This is a genomic window from Aquimarina acroporae (genome assembly GCF_023195925.1).
Taxonomy (GTDB): Bacteria; Bacteroidota; Bacteroidia; order Flavobacteriales; family Flavobacteriaceae; genus Aquimarina; species Aquimarina acroporae.
The window spans coordinates 404,898-422,241 of record NZ_JALPRE010000009.1 but is presented as its reverse complement, the minus strand read 5'-3'; the positions used below and the strand labels follow the sequence as shown (position 1 = coordinate 422,241).

Here is a 17,344-nt window from a genome sequence, read left to right as displayed (position 1 = left end):
TCATCAGAAAAACGTAAATTACTTCATCATTTCTTAAATTTTTGTGTTATTTATTATGCGTGCATAATAAATTTTTCTTACCTTTACCACACAATTATATTTAAATGCGGGAAAAAACAATTGATTATGCTCTTCGAGCTACATGGATGGCGGTTGCCAAAATGTATAATGAAGAAGCTAGTAAAAAAGGAAGTACAATGGCTACTGGGTTTGCGCTACTAAGTATCGATCCCGAAAATGGTACTCCATCTACCTCTTTAGGGCCCAAAATGGGTATGGAAGCAACCAGCCTATCGCGTACTTTAAAGACCATGGAAGAAAAAGGGTTGATTTTTAGAAAGAAAAACCCTCAAGATGGTCGTGGCGTTCTCATCTATCTCACCCCTTTTGGTGTTGAAATGAGAAATTTTTCAAAAGAAGTAGTTTTCACCTTTGACAACGCGGTGAAAAAACATATTCCGAAGGAAAAACTAGATACCTTTTTGGAGGTATTTCAGATTATAAACGACTTAATAGCGTCGAAGAAAATTTATACGAAACAAGAATCTATAAAACCTTAACAACCAGAAGTTCAACAATGAAAAGAATCATTAAAAAAGTTGCAGTCGTCGGCTCAGGAATTATGGGCTCGGGAATTGCATGTCATTTCGCCAACATTGGTGCAGAAGTTCTATTATTAGATATCGTTCCCAGAGAACTAAACGATAAAGAAAAGGCAAAAGGCCTTACTCTTGAAGATAAAGTAGTAAGAAATCGATTAGTAAATGATTCGCTTACTGCCGCTCTTAAATCGAAACCCTCTCCTATCTATGATCAAAAATTTGCAAATCGAATCACTACAGGAAACCTTGAAGATGATATAGCAAAAATTGCCGATGTAGATTGGATCATCGAGGTGGTTGTAGAAAGGTTAGATATTAAAAAACAAGTTTTCGAAAACTTAGAAAAATACAGAACACCTGGTACTTTAATTACTTCAAACACTTCAGGTATTCCAATTAAATTTATGAGTGAAGGAAGAAGCGAAGATTTCCAGAAGCATTTCTGCGGAACACACTTCTTTAACCCTGCACGTTACTTAAAATTATTTGAAATTATTCCAGGACCTAATACCTCTCAGGAAGTATTAGATTTCTTAAATGGTTATGGAGAACAATTTTTAGGAAAAACTTCTGTAGTAGCCAAAGATACTCCAGCATTTATTGGTAACAGAATTGGTATCTTTAGTATTATGAGTTTATTTCATATGGTAAAAGATATGGGATTAACTATCGAAGAGGTAGATAAACTTACAGGACCAGTTATTGGTCGTCCTAAATCTGCAACATTCAGAACAGTGGATGTGGTTGGATTAGATACTTTGGTTCATGTAGCCAACGGTATTGCCGAAAACTGCCCAGATGATGAGCGCCATGAGCTATTCAAACTGCCAGATTTCATCAATACAATGATGGAAAACAAATGGTTAGGAAGTAAAACAAAACAAGGATTCTACAAAAAACATGTATCACCTGAAGGAAAAAAGGATATCCTTTCTTTAGACCTAGATACTTTAGAATATAGAGAAAAGAAAAGAGCTTCTTTTGCAACTCTTGAAATGACTAAAACTATTGATAAAGTTATTGATCGTTTTAAAGTATTAGTTTCCGGAAAAGATAAAGCAGGAGAATTTTATCGTAAAAATCTCGCGGCTTTATTTGCATACGTTTCAAACCGTATTCCAGAGATCACAGATGATCTATATAAGATCGACGATGCTATGAAGGCCGGTTTTGGATGGGAGCATGGTCCTTTCCAAATATGGGATGCTGTTGGGGTTGAAAAAGGAATCGAAATGATGAAAGCAGAAGGGTATGAACCAGCTGCTTGGGTAAACGAAATGATCGCTTCTGGAAGCACTTCTTTCTACACAGTGAAAGAAGGAGCTACATACTACTATGATATTCCACAAAAATCACAGGTTAAAGTTCCCGGTCAAGATGCATTCATCATTCTTGATAACATCAGAGAATCTGCTAAAGTATTCAAAAATAGCGGAGTTGTAGTTGAAGACCTTGGAGACGGAATTTTAAATGTAGAATTCCAAAGTAAGATGAATACTATCGGTGGAGACGTCCTTGCCGGACTTAATAAAGCCATAGATCTTGCTGAAAAAGATTTCCAAGGATTAGTAGTTGGTAACCAGGGAGCAAACTTCTCTGTAGGAGCAAATATCGGAATGATATTTATGATGGCCGTTGAGCAGGAATATGATGAGTTGAATATGGCTATTAAATATTTCCAGGATACTATGATGCGTATGCGTTATTCTGCAATACCAACTGTAGTTGCTCCGCATGGAATGTCTCTTGGTGGGGGATGTGAAATCTCACTTCATGCAGATAAAGTTGTAGCTGCTGCAGAAACTTATATGGGACTTGTAGAGTTTGGTGTTGGTGTGATCCCTGGTGGTGGTGGATCTAAAGAAATGGCATTAAGAGCTGCTGATCTATTTAAGAAAAATGATGTAGAGCTTAATATACTTCAAGAACATTTCTTAACCATCGGTATGGCTAAGGTGTCTACTTCGGCATATGAGGCTTTTGATACGAACTTACTACAAAAAGGTAAAGATATTGTTGTAGTTAATAAGGATCGTCAAATCGCTACTGCAAAAGCACATGCAAAATTAATGGCAGAGCAAGGATATACACAACCTCCTCGTCGTAAAGACATTAAAGTACTTGGTAAGCAAGCATTAGGAATGTTCTTGGTAGGAACAGATTCTATGGAAGCGAGTAGGTTTATCTCTGAACACGATCATAAAATAGCCAACAAACTTGGATATGTAATGGCTGGAGGAGATTTATCTGAACCTACTTTGGTGACTGAGCAATATTTACTTGACCTTGAAAGAGAAGCTTTCTTATCTCTTTGTACAGAACGTAAAACCCTTGAGCGTATCGAACATATGCTTAAGAAAGGAAAACCTCTTAGAAACTAGAATTTAGAAAAAGAAAAAAGATGAAAACAGCATATATAGTAAAAGCATATCGAACAGCTGTGGGAAAGGCTCCCCGTGGATTGTTCAGATTTAAAAGAACCGATGAGTTGGCTGCAGAAACTATCGAATACATGATGAAGGAGCTGCCACAACTAGATAAAGCAAGAATTGACGATGTCATCGTAGGAAATGCAATGCCAGAAGGCGCGCAAGGATTAAATATGGCACGTTTAATTTCTCTTATGGGATTAGACTCTATCGATGTACCTGGTGTAACAGTAAATAGATTCTGTTCTTCGGGACTAGAAACTATTGGTATTGCTACTGCAAAAATACAGGCAGGAATGGCAGACTGTATTATCGCAGGTGGTGCGGAAAGTATGAGCGCCGTACCAATGACAGGTTTTAAAACTGATCTAAACTATGACCTAGCCAAAGATAACGCAAGTTATTACTGGGGAATGGGTAATACCGCAGAAGCTGTAGCAGACCAGTATAAAGTTTCTAGAGCAGATCAGGATGAGTTTGCATACAACTCACATATGAAAGCGCTAAAAGCTCAAGCAGAAAACCGTTTCCAGGATCAAATCGTTCCTATCAATGTAGAGCAAACTTATATTGATGCTAGTGGTAAAAAAGCTACTAAATCATATACAGTAAATAAAGATGAAGGACCACGTGCAGGTACTAGCAAAGAAGTACTAGGGAAACTTAGACCAGTATTTGCTGCTGGAGGTAGTGTTACTGCAGGAAACTCTTCTCAAATGAGTGATGGCGCTGCTTTTGTAATGGTAATGAGTGAAGAAATGGTGAAGGAACTAAACCTTGAGCCAATTGCTCGAATGGTAAATTATGCTGCTGCAGGTGTAGAACCAAGAATTATGGGTATTGGCCCTGTAAAGGCAATCCCTAAAGCATTAAAGCAGGCTGGTCTTAATCAAGATGATGTAGAACTTATTGAACTTAATGAAGCATTTGCATCGCAATCCCTTGCTGTAATAAGAGAATTAGGACTAAACCCTGATATTATTAATGTTAATGGTGGAGCTATTGCCTTAGGTCACCCACTAGGTTGTACTGGAGCAAAACTATCTGTTCAACTATTTGACGAAATGCGCAAGCGTGAAATGAAAGGAAAATACGGTATGGTAACCATGTGTGTAGGAACAGGACAAGGAGCTGCCGGTATTTTTGAATTTTTGAATTAATATAAAGAGTAAAAGAAGAAATATAATACGAAGAAGATGAGTACAGAAACTGTAAATAAAGATATTCTACGAGGAGGGCAATTCCTTGTAAAGGAAACGAAATGTGAAGATGTATTTACTCCAGAAGATTTTTCTGAAGAGCAAAGAATGATGCGTGATAGCGCAAGAGAATTTGTAGACCGTGAATTATGGGCACATTGGGAAAGATTTGAATCTAAAGACTATGATTACACTGAGCAGTGTATGAAAAAAGCTGGTGAGCTTGGTCTTTTAGGAGTAGCTGTTCCTGAGGATTATGACGGATTAGGAATGGGATTTGTTTCTACAATGCTAGTATGTGATTATATTTCTGGAGCAACAGGATCATTCAGTACGGCTTTTGGAGCACACACTGGTATTGGTACTATGCCCATTTCTTTATACGGAAATGAAGAGCAAAAGAAAAAGTATGTTTCTAAACTAGCTACTGGTGAGTGGATGGGAGCATACTGTTTAACTGAGCCAGGTGCAGGATCTGATGCCAACTCAGGAAAAACCAAAGCTGTTCTTTCTGAAGATGGAAAACATTATTCGATCTCTGGTCAAAAAATGTGGATCTCAAACGCAGGGTTTTGTAACTTAATGATCGTTTTTGCTCGTATTGAAGATGACAAAAACATTACAGGTTTTATCGTAGAATATGATCCAGCAAATCCTAATGGAATCTCACTAGGTGATGAAGAGAAAAAATTAGGTATTCACTCCTCTTCTACTCGTCAGGTATTCTTTAACGAAACAAAAGTACCGGTAGAGAACATGTTATCTGAAAGAGGTAATGGTTTTAAAATCGCAATGAATGCTTTAAATGTTGGTCGTATCAAATTAGCTGCAGCTTGTCTTGATGCGCAACGTAGAGTAATTAACGAAGCAACAAAATATGCTAATGAGCGTATTCAGTTTAAAACTCCAATCGTTAATTTTGGAGCTATAAAATCTAAACTTGCAGAAATGGCAACCAATACCTATGCCGATGAATCTGCGAGTTATAGAGCTGCAAAAAATATCGAAGATAGAATTGCAATTCGTCAAGCCGAAGGTAACACCCACCAGGAAGCAGAACTTAAAGGTGTAGAAGAATATGCTATTGAGTGTTCTATTCTTAAAGTAGCTGTTTCTGAAGATGTACAAAATTGTACAGACGAAGGTATCCAGATCTTCGGAGGTATGGGATTCTCTGCTGACACGCCTATGGAATCTGCTTGGAGAGATGCTCGTATTTCTCGTATCTATGAAGGTACCAATGAGATTAACAGAATGTTGGCGGTAGGAATGTTAGTTAAAAAGGCAATGAAAGGTCATGTAGATCTTCTAGGGCCTGCAATGAAAGTTGCTGATGAACTAACTGGTATTCCTTCATTTGATACTCCAGATTATTCGGTTTTATTCTCAGAAGAAAAAGAAATTATTGCCAAATTAAAGAAAGTATTCTTGATGGTAGCAGGATCTGCGGTTCAAAAATTCGGACCAAAATTAGAAGAGCACCAACAATTATTAATGGCTGCTGCAGATATCTTAATTGAAATCTATATGGCTGAATCTGCAATTCTTCGTACAGAGAAAAACGCTAAGCGTTTTGGTGAAGAATCTCAGGAGACTCAGATCGCGATGAGCCAGTTGTACTTATACAATGCAGTAGACATCATTATCAAAAAAGGAAAAGAAGCAATCGTTTCTTTTGCTGAAGGTGATGAGCAAAGAATGATGTTAATGGGTCTTAAGCGTTTTACTAAATATGCAAATCAACCTAACGTTGTTGAGCTAAGAACAAAAATTGCTAATAAAGTTTCTGAAGAAAACGGATACTTTTTAGGTTAATTGAGGTATAGCCCACCCTACGGCGTTAAACTAGGGAGTTGTTTAATTTTGATTTAAGAAACCGCCTTTTTATATTGGGTAAAAGGCGGTTTTTTTATACAATATTGTTTACCCTCTACAACCTCGTATTACTCCAAAAAGGTAATCATCTGCCGCCTGAGCATATTCATCACCGCAATTACTATCAAAAGGATTGGTACTACCTCCTAATACTCTACCACATTGATCGTGATCCAAACAATCTTTGGTCCATGCACTTGCCAAAGTAAATATACCCGGACACCCAGAACCACAACGCCCGAGACAACGGTCTCCATTCACCAACTTTCGATCTCTGAATTCTCTCCCACCAGCATTGTCATATACTGCAGTTACATAGGTGTTTTTTCTTATACAAGTTACACCTTCATTCGAACCTTTAATACCATTCATTATATTCCCTTTTATACTTATTTTTTGATATTTGTAATAATTAGGTGACTTAGCCCAATATTCTAATAATCTCAATAAAGTAAACTCTACCATGGTAAAGTCATTCGTAGATCCATCTTTGAAAAGAAACGCCGATAACTCCTTTCCCAAATCTAAGAAGGCTTCTTTATGACCAATAGTCAAAATCGCCCCATTGCTATCTAGATCAATACTTTCTGTACCATAGTCAACAGTCGCAAATAATACGTGTTTATCAATACTAATTTTTGCCGTATACACTACATCGTTTTTTGACACGACATTGTACTGTATATCATGGCCATTAATTTGTTTGGTTCCTTTTATAGCATCTGTTTCCTGAATTTCAAGTCCCACAGAATCCGCTGTTTGTTCTTCTTCAGACTGATCACAAGCAACAGTTAAAAACAGACTCAATAAAGCAATGCTTAATAATCTAAATCGATTTTTCATTATGTAATATTTTAAGTTAGTCTCATAAAATTAAACAGCTCAAAAGAGACCTTTACAACCTAAATATTACCAAAACATTACTATTTAGATCAATTTTCTAAAAACATACACTAACTAACCAGTATCTAGCCTAAAAATCAATAATTTATCAACACGAAAACGTTGTAGTAGACTTGGTTACCCAAAAAATTAAATAATTCGCAATAACTTAGATAAAATTTAACACAAGAAACACTTTTACAAACAAAAATTTATTAATTATGAATTTCATTTACTTCAAAGCGAAAATTTTAAATTTATTTGCGCTACTCATTAATCATCGAACACAGTTATCTTTTATTGATTAATTCGAAACCAATTTAAATTCTAAAAACTATTGTAAGGATATTTTAAGTATCTGTATACTACCATCTTATTTCTACACTTCCTAACCTAACAAAGAAATAGCACCGTAGTTTAGAGCTTTATATGAATAAATATTGACACTTTATTACTTTAATTCTCCAGAGACTTATTTCAATACAACCACTCCTTTAGATCACATTAGAACTACATTAATGACAGCTTATCATTAATTACTTAAACACGAGACACGTTCGTATATTTTACTTGTAACCAAACTCAAAAAATCATGCAATGAAACGAAATTTTTTTACATCAATTTTAGTAATGCTGCTTTTGTTAATTCCTTTTATCGGAATTCAAGCACAAGATGAAGATGTTATGTTCCAGGCTTTTGACTGGAATGTACAAAACCAACCTGCTGGCCAAACTTGGTATAACGTTGTAACCCAAAACAGAAACGCCATTAAAGATGCTGGTATAGACTTAATTTGGATGCCGCCTCCAAGTAATTCTGCTGCTCCACAAGGATATCTCCCAAGAGAACTCTATAACTTTGATAGTGCTTACGGTTCTGAAACACAATTAAGAAATTTAATTAACCAATATCATGCACTCGACATCAGGGTAATAAGTGATATCGTTATCAATCACCGAGTTGGTACTAATGATGCAGTAACCTTCACCAATCCGGCATGGCCTACATTTTATATCACAGCCGACGATGAGGGTAGAAACTTTGTAAACTTTCCTGTTAATTTTAGTGTCAATAATGACTTTTTCCCAGGGACAGCGCTTAAAGCTGATGGATCTAATGGAGGATTTGCAGCAGCGAGAGATTTAGATCATGAAAACCCTGAAGTTCGCCAGGAAATTATAAGATGGATGAACTTTTTAAAGAATGATATAGGGTTTGATGGATGGAGATACGATTTTGTTCATGGATACAATCCTATTTACAACAAAGAATATAACGATGCTACAAGCCCGTATTTTGCCGTTGGAGAATTACTAGAAAGTAGCAGAGAGCAGACCAATAATTTTGTGAATTGGACCCAAGGCTCTTCTTCTGCCTTTGACTTCAACACCAAAGTAAGTTTACAAAACGCGCTAAGAGACAACAACTTATCGTATTTAAGAGATTTTGCTGGAAACCCATCTGGTATGATTGGTATTAACCCTACAAAATCTGTAACATTTTTAGATAACCATGATACAGGTGAAGCACAACAATGTTGCGGATCGAATTTTGTATTCCCTGGAGGAGAAACCAACCTAAGAAAAGGATATGCATATATTCTTACTCACCCAGGTAACCCAATGGTGTTTTGGACACATTTTTTTAATGCCGGAACAGGGGTACGCGATGCAATAAAAGATTTAATCGCTATTAGAAAAGATGTTCGAGTATTCTCAGGATCATCTATTAATATAGCTGAAGCTAGAAATGATCTATACGCAGCTTATATAGATGGAAGAAACGGAACTATTGCTATGAAATTAGGAAGCGGAAACTGGTCTCCTAATGGAAGCGGATGGACACTTAGAACTTCGGGTAATGATTATGCTGTTTGGACACAAGGAGGAAACAATACCGGTGGAGGTAACGATACCGTAGATCCTTTTACAGTCAATTTCCAAAAACCAAATGGATGGGGTAATTCTATTAATGTGTATTTCTTTGACGCTTCTGCCAATGCTACCCTACCTGGAACATCAGGATGGCCCGGACAATCTATGAGCAATATATCGGGAACTCAATGGTACTCTTATACACTTACTCCACAAGCAGGCACCTCAGCAGCTAATATTAGAGTTATTTTTAATGACGGAAGCGGCAACCAAACAGATGATTTAAGTAGAAGTACTACAGGTTGGTACACTAACGGTACATGGTCAGATACTTGCCCCAATGGTTGTAGTGGATCTTCAGGATCAAATGATGTAACACTTAATTTCCTAAGACCAGGAGGTTGGGGTAACACTACCAATATATACCTGTTTAACAGAGCCACAAATCAGACTTTATCAGGAACTTCGGGCTGGCCTGGACAATCTATGAGCAATCTTAGCGGTACATCGTGGTCTAGCAGTTCGTTTACTATTCCTAATGGAGTATCTACAAATGATATTGGCGTGGTATTTAACAATGGTAACGGTCAACAAACCGTGGATCTTACCAGAGGGACTGACGGATGGTTTAGGGTAACAGGAAATAGTAATGGAAAAAGTACCGGAACCTGGTCCAACAATTGCCCTACACAATGTCCGGCAAACAGAGCCAACCTAGCTAACGATTTTGATGATGAAAATGCAACCCTTGTAAGTAAAGGCATTAGTATATGGCCAAATCCAATAAAAGATAACGCTACCTTATCTGTAAACACCAGTTCTGATGGTATTTTGGAAGTAACAGTATCCAATATTCTTGGTCAAACAAGTACTATTTTTAGTCAAAAAACCTTAGCAGGACAGCAAAACATACCTCTACAAAGTGCCAAACTTGGTGAAGGTGGTATTTATTTCTATACCATTAAGTTAAATGGAGCAAGATTATCAACTCCAATAAAAGTGGTAAAACAATAATTCATAAGAATTATTAAATTTTAACATTTTTTTTGTTATACTAGTAAGCGATTGTTACTTATATATGTAATGATCGCTTACTAATTTTATATTATTATCAGGAATTCAATATGAATCGATTTACCATTCTACTAGGTGTTATTTGTGCTTTTACAGCATGTAAAAACGAAAAGAAAGTTACTCAAACAAATACAGAAGCCAATGTTTCTATAGCACAAACTGTAACAAAAAAAGAGAAAAAAGATCATCAAATATTACCGGTTAACAAAGCTGTTATTGTTCCTGAAATAGATGGGAAGATGGATGATCCTGTTTGGAAGGAGCAAAAATGGTTACCTATGGATCAGGCTTGGATTGGTGAGTATCCTACTGTAGATGATTTCTTTGGACGATATAAAATTGCTTGGACACCAGAAGCTTTGTATATTTTGGTCGAAGTGAAAGATAATATCCTTCTAGACCAATATAAAGATCCTTTAACACAATGGTGGGATGATGATTGTGTTGAAATTTTTATTGATGCTGACAATTCTGGAGGCGAACATCAATTTAATAATAATGCTTTTGCTTATCACATAGCATTAGATGGCAATGTTGTTGATCTAGACGCCAAAAAGGAACCTATTTTATATAATAGCCATGTCGTAACTAAAAGAACTACCAACGATAATGTTTCGGTATGGGAGTTTGTGGTTACAGTATACGATGACACCTATGAAGAAGGAAAAGCTAATGATGCCAAAATCTTACAAAAGGGTCAAAAAATTGGTTTTGCTATAGCCTATAACGATAATGATTCGAGCCCAGAAAGAGAAAATTTCATGGGATCAGTTTTCGTACCTGGCGAAGACAAAAACCAAGGATGGATAAATGCCGATATTTTTGGGACTATTGTATTAGAAGAGTAATCATAAAAATTACATTTCATAGGTTATAGAATCGTCTCCATTATCTTCTCTTCTTTGGTTACTCCTCCTGAAAAATTTACTGCCGTCTCTATAAGTGCCAGATGAGAATACGCCTGAGGAAAATTCCCTAATAACCTTTTGGTTTTGAAATCTATATCTTCGCTGAAGAGACCAAGATGATTACTATAAGACAATAATTGATCGAACAATTTTTTCGCTTTTTCCTGCTCTCCTATTTTGTAAAGGCTATTAATGAACCAAAAACTACAAATTGTAAATGAAGATGAAGGCAGTCCAAAATCATCTTTGTTCTTGTAACGATACATAAGTCCATCATTACACAGTTCTTTTTCTGTAGCTCTAACAGTATTGATAAAACGAGGATCATTTGCTTCAATAAACCCATAAGATTCCATCAATAATGTAGAAGCATCGAGATCGGGAGAGCCATAAGATTGTGTATATGCTTGTACCTCTTCGTTCCAAGCATTTTCATAAATATCATTGTAAATCCTGTCTCTTAACTTAGTCCATTTATCAATATTATCCGTTTTATTGATCAACTCTGCTATCTTGATAGCTCGGTCAACAGCGACCCAACAAAGTAATTTCGAAAATGTAAAGTGACGTTCTTCGGTTCTAAATTCCCAAATCCCCTTATCTGGTTTTTCCCAATTTACATTAACAATATGCACAATACTTTTGGAGATTGTCCATAAACTTTCACTATTATCTAGATCACAATCAAATTTCACAAACTGCTGGTAGATCACGTTCATCAAAATTCCGTAAATATCATTTTGCTTTTGATGATATGCTGCATTTCCAATTCGTACTGGCGTAGATCCTTTGTATCCACTTAGGTGGTCTAGCGTTTTTTCGGTTAATTTTCGCTCGCCATTAATTCCGTACATGATTTGTATTTTTTCATCTTTATCCGGAATTATATCAATAATAAACTGTAAAAACCTCTGGGCAAGTCGTTTATGCCCTAAATCAGATATTACCTTAATGACCATTGACGCATCTCGAATCCAACAAAAACGATAATCCCAGTTACGAACCTCTCCTATAGTTTCGGGAAGAGAAGTTGTGGCCGCAGCCAATACCGCACCCGATTTCTCATAGCTCAATAACTTAAGTACTAATGCACTTCGTAATATTTCTTGATTATATAGTTTGTAAGAGGTAGTGTTTTCACTCCAGTTCATCCAGTATACTCTAGTTCTTTGAAGTTTTAGGTAACATCTTTCTAAAGATTGTTTGAGTATTTTCTCATGATAGCTAATAAGGAAGTAAGCATTATCTTCTAAAGTAATTTCACGACCATGTAATACCGCCTCTAAATCTAAATCGGAGTATAGGTATAGCGTATCATATTTCTCTTCATTGGTGATACTCTTAATAAAATCGGTTTTCAGCTCATTATCGGTTTTTCCCATAGCATACTCCAACTTTGGGTCATACTTTATTCTAAATTTGGGTTCCCCAGATAGAAGCTTTACATATCTAACAATATCAGAAGGAGCATAAAAGGTACCATCATCATTTTTATATCTGGGCATAAAATCAATAAATTCAAAGGCATCTGTACCGTTATTAAATTCGGTAACCAAAATATTTGTTTTATTGATGTACTTTTGAGAGACTTTATAATCATCACTTACCAGAATCTCAAAACTCCCTCCTTTCTCTTCATCTAGAATTTTGGCAAAAACAGAATACGAATCAAAATTTGGCAAACAACACCAATCTAATGATCCATACTTCGATATAAGCGCCGCACTTTGGCAATTTCCTATAATTCCATAATCCAGATTATTCATAAATTTCCTTTAAATAGCAGTTTTTTTAATCTTGTTTTCCGAAATTTAACAAAAAATCTAAAAGAGAGAACCAACTTTAACCCGTTTTATGAGTAAAACTATCATAATCTCAAATAGACTACCCTTACAATTAAAAATTCGTGATAATACCATTGAAACTACACCTAGTGTTGGAGGATTGGCAACAGGCATGAAATCTGTACATTCACAAAACAACAGTATTTGGATTGGATGGAGTGGTCTAACTGAGGAAGAATTTAATCTAGACCTCAAAAATCAAGTCAATACAGCATTAGCAAAACACCAATGTGTTGGTGTACCGCTAACTCAAGATGATATTGAAGGGTTTTATTATGGGTTTAGTAATAATACACTCTGGCCTTTGTTCCATTATTTCATGGAGTATACAGAATTTGAAAAAAGTACCTGGAATACCTATCAACAGGTAAATCAAAAGTTTGCAGATATTGTTTTAGAAAACTTGGATGATGGTGATACGGTTTGGGTTCATGATTACCAATTGCTATTACTTCCTGAAATGATCCGCAAAAAAAAGCCTAACGTATCTATAGGTTTCTTTTTACATATTCCTTTTCCTTCGTATGAAGTTTTTAGAACGATTCCATGCAGAGAAGAGTTACTGAAAGGAATGCTGGGAGCAGATTTGCTTGGATTTCATACCTATGACTATGAACGTCATTTTTTAAGTTCGGTTCAAAGAATTTTGGGATATGAAATAAGCTTTAATAATATTCATCTTGATAATCGTATCATTAAAGTTGATTCCTTCCCAATGGGAATTGATTATAATAAGTTTCATGATGCTGCCGAAGCTCACAATAATCAAGAGAAAAAGGATCAAACCGAGATACAACGTGAAATTGATAAGCACCTCAATAAAAGTAAAAATCAAGCTAAACTTATTCTTTCGATCGATAGATTAGATTATACCAAAGGAATAGCAAATAGACTACGTGCATTTGAATATTTTCTAGACAAATACCCTCAGTTTAAAGGTAAAGCTAGGTTAGTCATGTTAGCCGTTCCTTCTCGTTCTGATGTTCCACAATATCAACGATTAAAAAATGAAATTGATCAATTGGTAGGTAGAATTAATGGTAAGTTTGCAGAGGTGAGCTGGACTCCTATTTGGTATTTCTATCGCTCTATGCCTTTTGAAAATCTTATTGATTTATACACTTCTAGCGAAGTGGCTTTGCTCACTCCGATTCGTGATGGTATGAACTTGGTGGCCAAAGAGTACATTGCATCTAAGGTTGATAAGAAAGGGGTACTTATTTTAAGTGAAATGACCGGAGCTTCTAACGAAATGAGTGAAGCCCTTATTATCAATCCAAATAATTTTGAAGAAATCGCCGATACTCTAAAGTTTGCTCTTGAAATGCCTGAAGAAGAACAAATAAAAAGAAATAATGCTTTGCAAAAACGTTTACAACGATATAATGTTGAAAAGTGGGCCAATGATTTTATGGAGGCTCTGGAAGGAATAAAAAATGACACCAAAGAATACAGCTTAAAAAAAGTTTCAGACAGCATTCAGTCTGCAATGACTTCAGATTTTAACAAGGCCAAAAACAAGGTTTTATTCATAGATTATGACGGTACACTGGTTCAATTTGAAAAGTTGCCGGAAAATGCAAAACCTACACAACGAGTTTTTGATTTACTAGATGCTTTGCACGAACAACCAAATACCAAAGTAATTATTATTACTGGTCGTGATCGTGATACTATACAAAAATGGTTTGGGCACAAAGAATATACTCTTATTACCGAACATGGTGCTTGGTTAAAAGAAGGAAAAAAAGATTGGGAATTAATGGAAAGGGTCGATAATAAGTGGTTTGGCTCTATTCTCCCTATTCTGGAATCCTTCACCGATCGAACTCCGGGATCTCTGGTAGAAGAAAAAAGGTATTCCCTAGCATGGCATTTTAGAAATGTTGATCCCGACTTAGGAAAAAGAAGAGCAAACTCCTTAAAAACTACTATCCAACAACTTATTGCTAATCATAATCTTGAAATTCTTGAAGGAGACAAAGTATTAGAAATTAAAGTAAGTGGTGTGAGTAAAGGAAAATCGGCTTCAAAAATGTTATTAGGTACCTCGTATGATTTTATTTTTGCTATCGGTGATGACTGGACAGATGAACATTTATTTAGAGAACTACCAGAAAGCACATATACTATAAAAGTGGGGTTAAAAAAGACCGTAGCGAAATATTATGTGCAAGATATCGACCAAGTACATGAACTTTTAAACACATTTGTTTAACTTAACGCAATAATCGAATATTCTGAAACCAAAATTTTACATACTTCCCGTCATCATTTTATCTCAATTCTTCTGCACTTCGTTGTGGTTTGCAGGTAATGCAGTAATCGATGATCTTGCCAATCAATTCAATGTAGAATTTAATATTCTGGGGTATTTACTTTCTTTTGTGCAGTTTGGGTTTATCATTGGTACACTTACTTTTGCTTTGCTAACTCTAGCCGATCGATTTTCTCCTTCTCGTATATTCTTGATATGTGCACTATTGGGTAGTATCTGTAACCTCACATTACTAATTCCTAACATCACTGTATTTAATGTTTTAACAGCTCGATTTGGAACTGGTTTTTTCTTGGCTGGAATTTATCCGATAGGAATGAAAATAGCTTCAGATTACTATAAAGGTGGTTTAGGAAAAGCATTGGGCTACCTGGTAGGTGCTCTAGTATTGGGAACGGCATTCCCGCATTTTATCAACGAATTTTCTTGGAATAGCGATTATCAATCAGTAATAATAACAACATCTGTTTTAGCTACCTTGGGAGGTATAAGTATGTGGTTACTCGTACCCGATGGTCCCTTTAGAAAACCTGTATCTAAATTGCAATTAGGAGTAATTACACAACTCTTTGAAATTCAAAGTTTTCGAAAAGCAGCATTTGGTTATTTTGGCCATATGTGGGAATTATATGCCTTTTGGGGATTCGTACCTGTGATACTCAAAACATATGTTTCCCTATATAACACAACTCTTCAAATACCATTTTGGTCTTTTATTATTATTGCCGCAGGTACCATATCATGTATTCTGGGCGGTTTGATTTCGTTAAGAACCGGCAGTAGAAAAGTGGCTTATCGTTCGTTATTGGTTTCTGGACTTTTCTGTTTGGTATCTCCCTTACTTTTCTATTTACAACCTGCTTTTTTTATTGGTGCATTGTGTATTTGGGGAATGGTAGTCATATCAGACTCTCCTCAGTTTTCGACCATGGTTGCCGCGGCGGCTCCTCCAGAATTAAGAGGAACAGCTTTGACTATCACCAACTCTATTGGTTTTGCGATTACCATAGGAAGTATTCAACTACTATCATTTCTTCTTGGAAAAATTGACCCTACCCTTTTATATCTATTTCTAGGCATAGGGCCATTATTTGGTCTTTACGCCTTAAGACGATAATCAAAAACAAGAGTTACTCTTAACAAATCCTTAAGAAAAAAAATACTTTTTTGATCTATTTTCGAAATAAAAAATGAGAAGTACAAAGGTTCTTATCATATTGTTTATTTATAGTTACACTGCTTTTTCACAGTCTAATACAGAAGTTCATCTTTTTGATGTTTCTCAAAAAGGAGAACACTATGTACTAAGCAATCATAAAAACATCTCCAACAATGATGGGTATGATAATCAGCCATCGTTTTATGATGACAACTCCGTTCTTTTTTCATCTACTTTAAACAATCAAACCGATATTGCATTATACGATATTTCAACTAATAAGATAAAGTGGATCAACTCTACACCCGATGGAAGCGAATACTCCCCAACCAAAATCCCTAATCAAGAAGATGTATCTGCAATACGATTGGATAACGACGGAAAACAGCTATTATATCGATATGATTATAAAACAGGAACTGCAAAAGTCTTAATAGAAGACCTCAAGGTGGGATATCATACTTGGTTTAATAAAGAAACTCTTTTATCGTCTGTACTTGTTGATAGTGGGATGTCTCTCGTAGTTTCAAATTTAAATGACAATTCAAATACTACGTATCAGAATAAAGTGGGGAGATCATTACATAAAATTCCAAATTCTAACCTCATCAGTTATATCAGCAAAGAAGGGAAAATCTGGGAAATCAAATCTATCAATCCTACAACGGGTGCCACAAAAAAAATAATAAATACCATCCCTGGCGTAGAAGATATGTGTTGGTTGAATGATAACACCATACTTATGGGGCAAGGAAATACTATTTTTAAATTCAACACCAAAACAGACAAGAGCTGGAACGTTTTTCATACATTTACTAATAAAGAACTTGGTAACATTACACGCCTGACTGTTAATGCTAGCGCTACTAAACTTGCAGTTGTATCTGATGTATCTCCCGAACATATTGTTCAAAAACAACTAGACGCCTATAACGCTAGAGATATTGAAGGTTTTTTAGCTACATACACCAAAGATATCAAAGCCTATAAATTCCCAAATACCATAGAATTTGAAGGGCTAGAAGAAATGCGAAAAATATATGCAGACTTTTTCAACAGCACGCCTGACCTACATTGTGAAATTAAAAATCGTATTGTTATAGGAAACAAAGTTATAGACGAAGAATTTATAACTGCAAACGGTCAGAGTTTTGGAGCTGTAGCTATTTATGAAGTAAAAAACGGAAAAATTTCAAAGGTAACTTTTGTACAATAATTC

General features: G+C 35.7%; 11 protein-coding genes. 9 read left to right on the top strand and 2 right to left on the bottom strand.

Translation table 11 applies throughout. From position 1 onward, the window contains the following. Window positions 1-104: 104 nt before the first annotated feature. The 4 genes from M0D21_RS15720 to M0D21_RS15705 are packed head-to-tail and all read left to right on the top strand — an operon-like array spanning window position 105 to window position 6,045. Window positions 105-560: a MarR family winged helix-turn-helix transcriptional regulator gene (locus M0D21_RS15720; protein ID WP_248331229.1), complete on the top strand. Its 456-nt coding sequence runs from the start codon at window positions 105-107 to the stop codon at window positions 558-560. Between the two features lie 17 nt (window positions 561-577). Continuing rightward, window positions 578-2,983 (top strand): 3-hydroxyacyl-CoA dehydrogenase/enoyl-CoA hydratase family protein, encoded by a 2,406-nt coding sequence (locus tag M0D21_RS15715; RefSeq protein WP_248331227.1) that lies wholly within the window; start codon window positions 578-580, stop codon window positions 2,981-2,983. A 20-nt stretch (window positions 2,984-3,003) separates the two neighbouring features. Next, window positions 3,004-4,191: an acetyl-CoA C-acyltransferase gene (locus tag M0D21_RS15710; RefSeq protein ID WP_248331225.1), complete on the top strand. Its 1,188-nt coding sequence runs from the start codon at window positions 3,004-3,006 to the stop codon at window positions 4,189-4,191. A gap of 36 nt (window positions 4,192-4,227) precedes the next feature. Continuing rightward, window positions 4,228-6,045 (top strand): acyl-CoA dehydrogenase family protein, encoded by a 1,818-nt coding sequence (locus tag M0D21_RS15705; RefSeq protein ID WP_248331223.1) that lies wholly within the window; start codon window positions 4,228-4,230, stop codon window positions 6,043-6,045. Between the two features lie 108 nt (window positions 6,046-6,153). Here the strand turns inward: M0D21_RS15705 and M0D21_RS15700 are convergent, their stop codons facing one another. Next, window positions 6,154-6,948, bottom strand: a complete 795-nt coding sequence (locus M0D21_RS15700) for a hypothetical protein (RefSeq protein WP_248331221.1) — start codon at window positions 6,946-6,948, stop codon at window positions 6,154-6,156. A gap of 636 nt (window positions 6,949-7,584) precedes the next feature. Between M0D21_RS15700 and M0D21_RS15695 the strand changes: the two genes are divergently transcribed. Next, the gene (locus tag M0D21_RS15695; RefSeq protein ID WP_248331219.1) at window positions 7,585-9,876 is read left to right on the top strand and encodes a starch-binding protein; all 2,292 of its coding nucleotides are present in this window, start codon (window positions 7,585-7,587) and stop codon (window positions 9,874-9,876) included. Between the two features lie 110 nt (window positions 9,877-9,986). Further along, on the top strand, window positions 9,987-10,784 hold the full coding sequence (locus M0D21_RS15690; RefSeq protein WP_248331217.1) for a CBM9 family sugar-binding protein: 798 nt from the start codon (window positions 9,987-9,989) through the stop codon (window positions 10,782-10,784). Window positions 10,785-10,807: 23 nt separating this feature from the next. Here the strand turns inward: M0D21_RS15690 and M0D21_RS15685 are convergent, their stop codons facing one another. Next, window positions 10,808-12,610: a glycoside hydrolase family 15 protein gene (locus tag M0D21_RS15685; RefSeq protein WP_248331215.1), complete on the bottom strand. Its 1,803-nt coding sequence runs from the start codon at window positions 12,608-12,610 to the stop codon at window positions 10,808-10,810. Between the two features lie 88 nt (window positions 12,611-12,698). Here M0D21_RS15685 and M0D21_RS15680 point away from each other — a divergent pair, with 88 nt between their 5' ends. The 3 genes from M0D21_RS15680 to M0D21_RS15670 all read left to right on the top strand — a co-directional run bounded on the left by M0D21_RS15680 (window position 12,699) and on the right by M0D21_RS15670 (window position 17,341). After that, window positions 12,699-14,906 carry a bifunctional alpha,alpha-trehalose-phosphate synthase (UDP-forming)/trehalose-phosphatase gene (locus tag M0D21_RS15680; RefSeq protein WP_248331213.1) on the top strand — a complete coding sequence of 736 codons (2,208 nt, stop codon included), beginning with the start codon at window positions 12,699-12,701 and terminating at the stop codon, window positions 14,904-14,906. A 19-nt stretch (window positions 14,907-14,925) separates the two neighbouring features. Next, on the top strand, window positions 14,926-16,083 hold the full coding sequence (locus tag M0D21_RS15675; RefSeq protein WP_317250449.1) for an MFS transporter: 1,158 nt from the start codon (window positions 14,926-14,928) through the stop codon (window positions 16,081-16,083). Between the two features lie 73 nt (window positions 16,084-16,156). Continuing rightward, window positions 16,157-17,341 carry a nuclear transport factor 2 family protein gene (locus M0D21_RS15670; RefSeq protein WP_248331209.1) on the top strand — a complete coding sequence of 395 codons (1,185 nt, stop codon included), beginning with the start codon at window positions 16,157-16,159 and terminating at the stop codon, window positions 17,339-17,341. Window positions 17,342-17,344 lie beyond the last annotated feature (3 nt).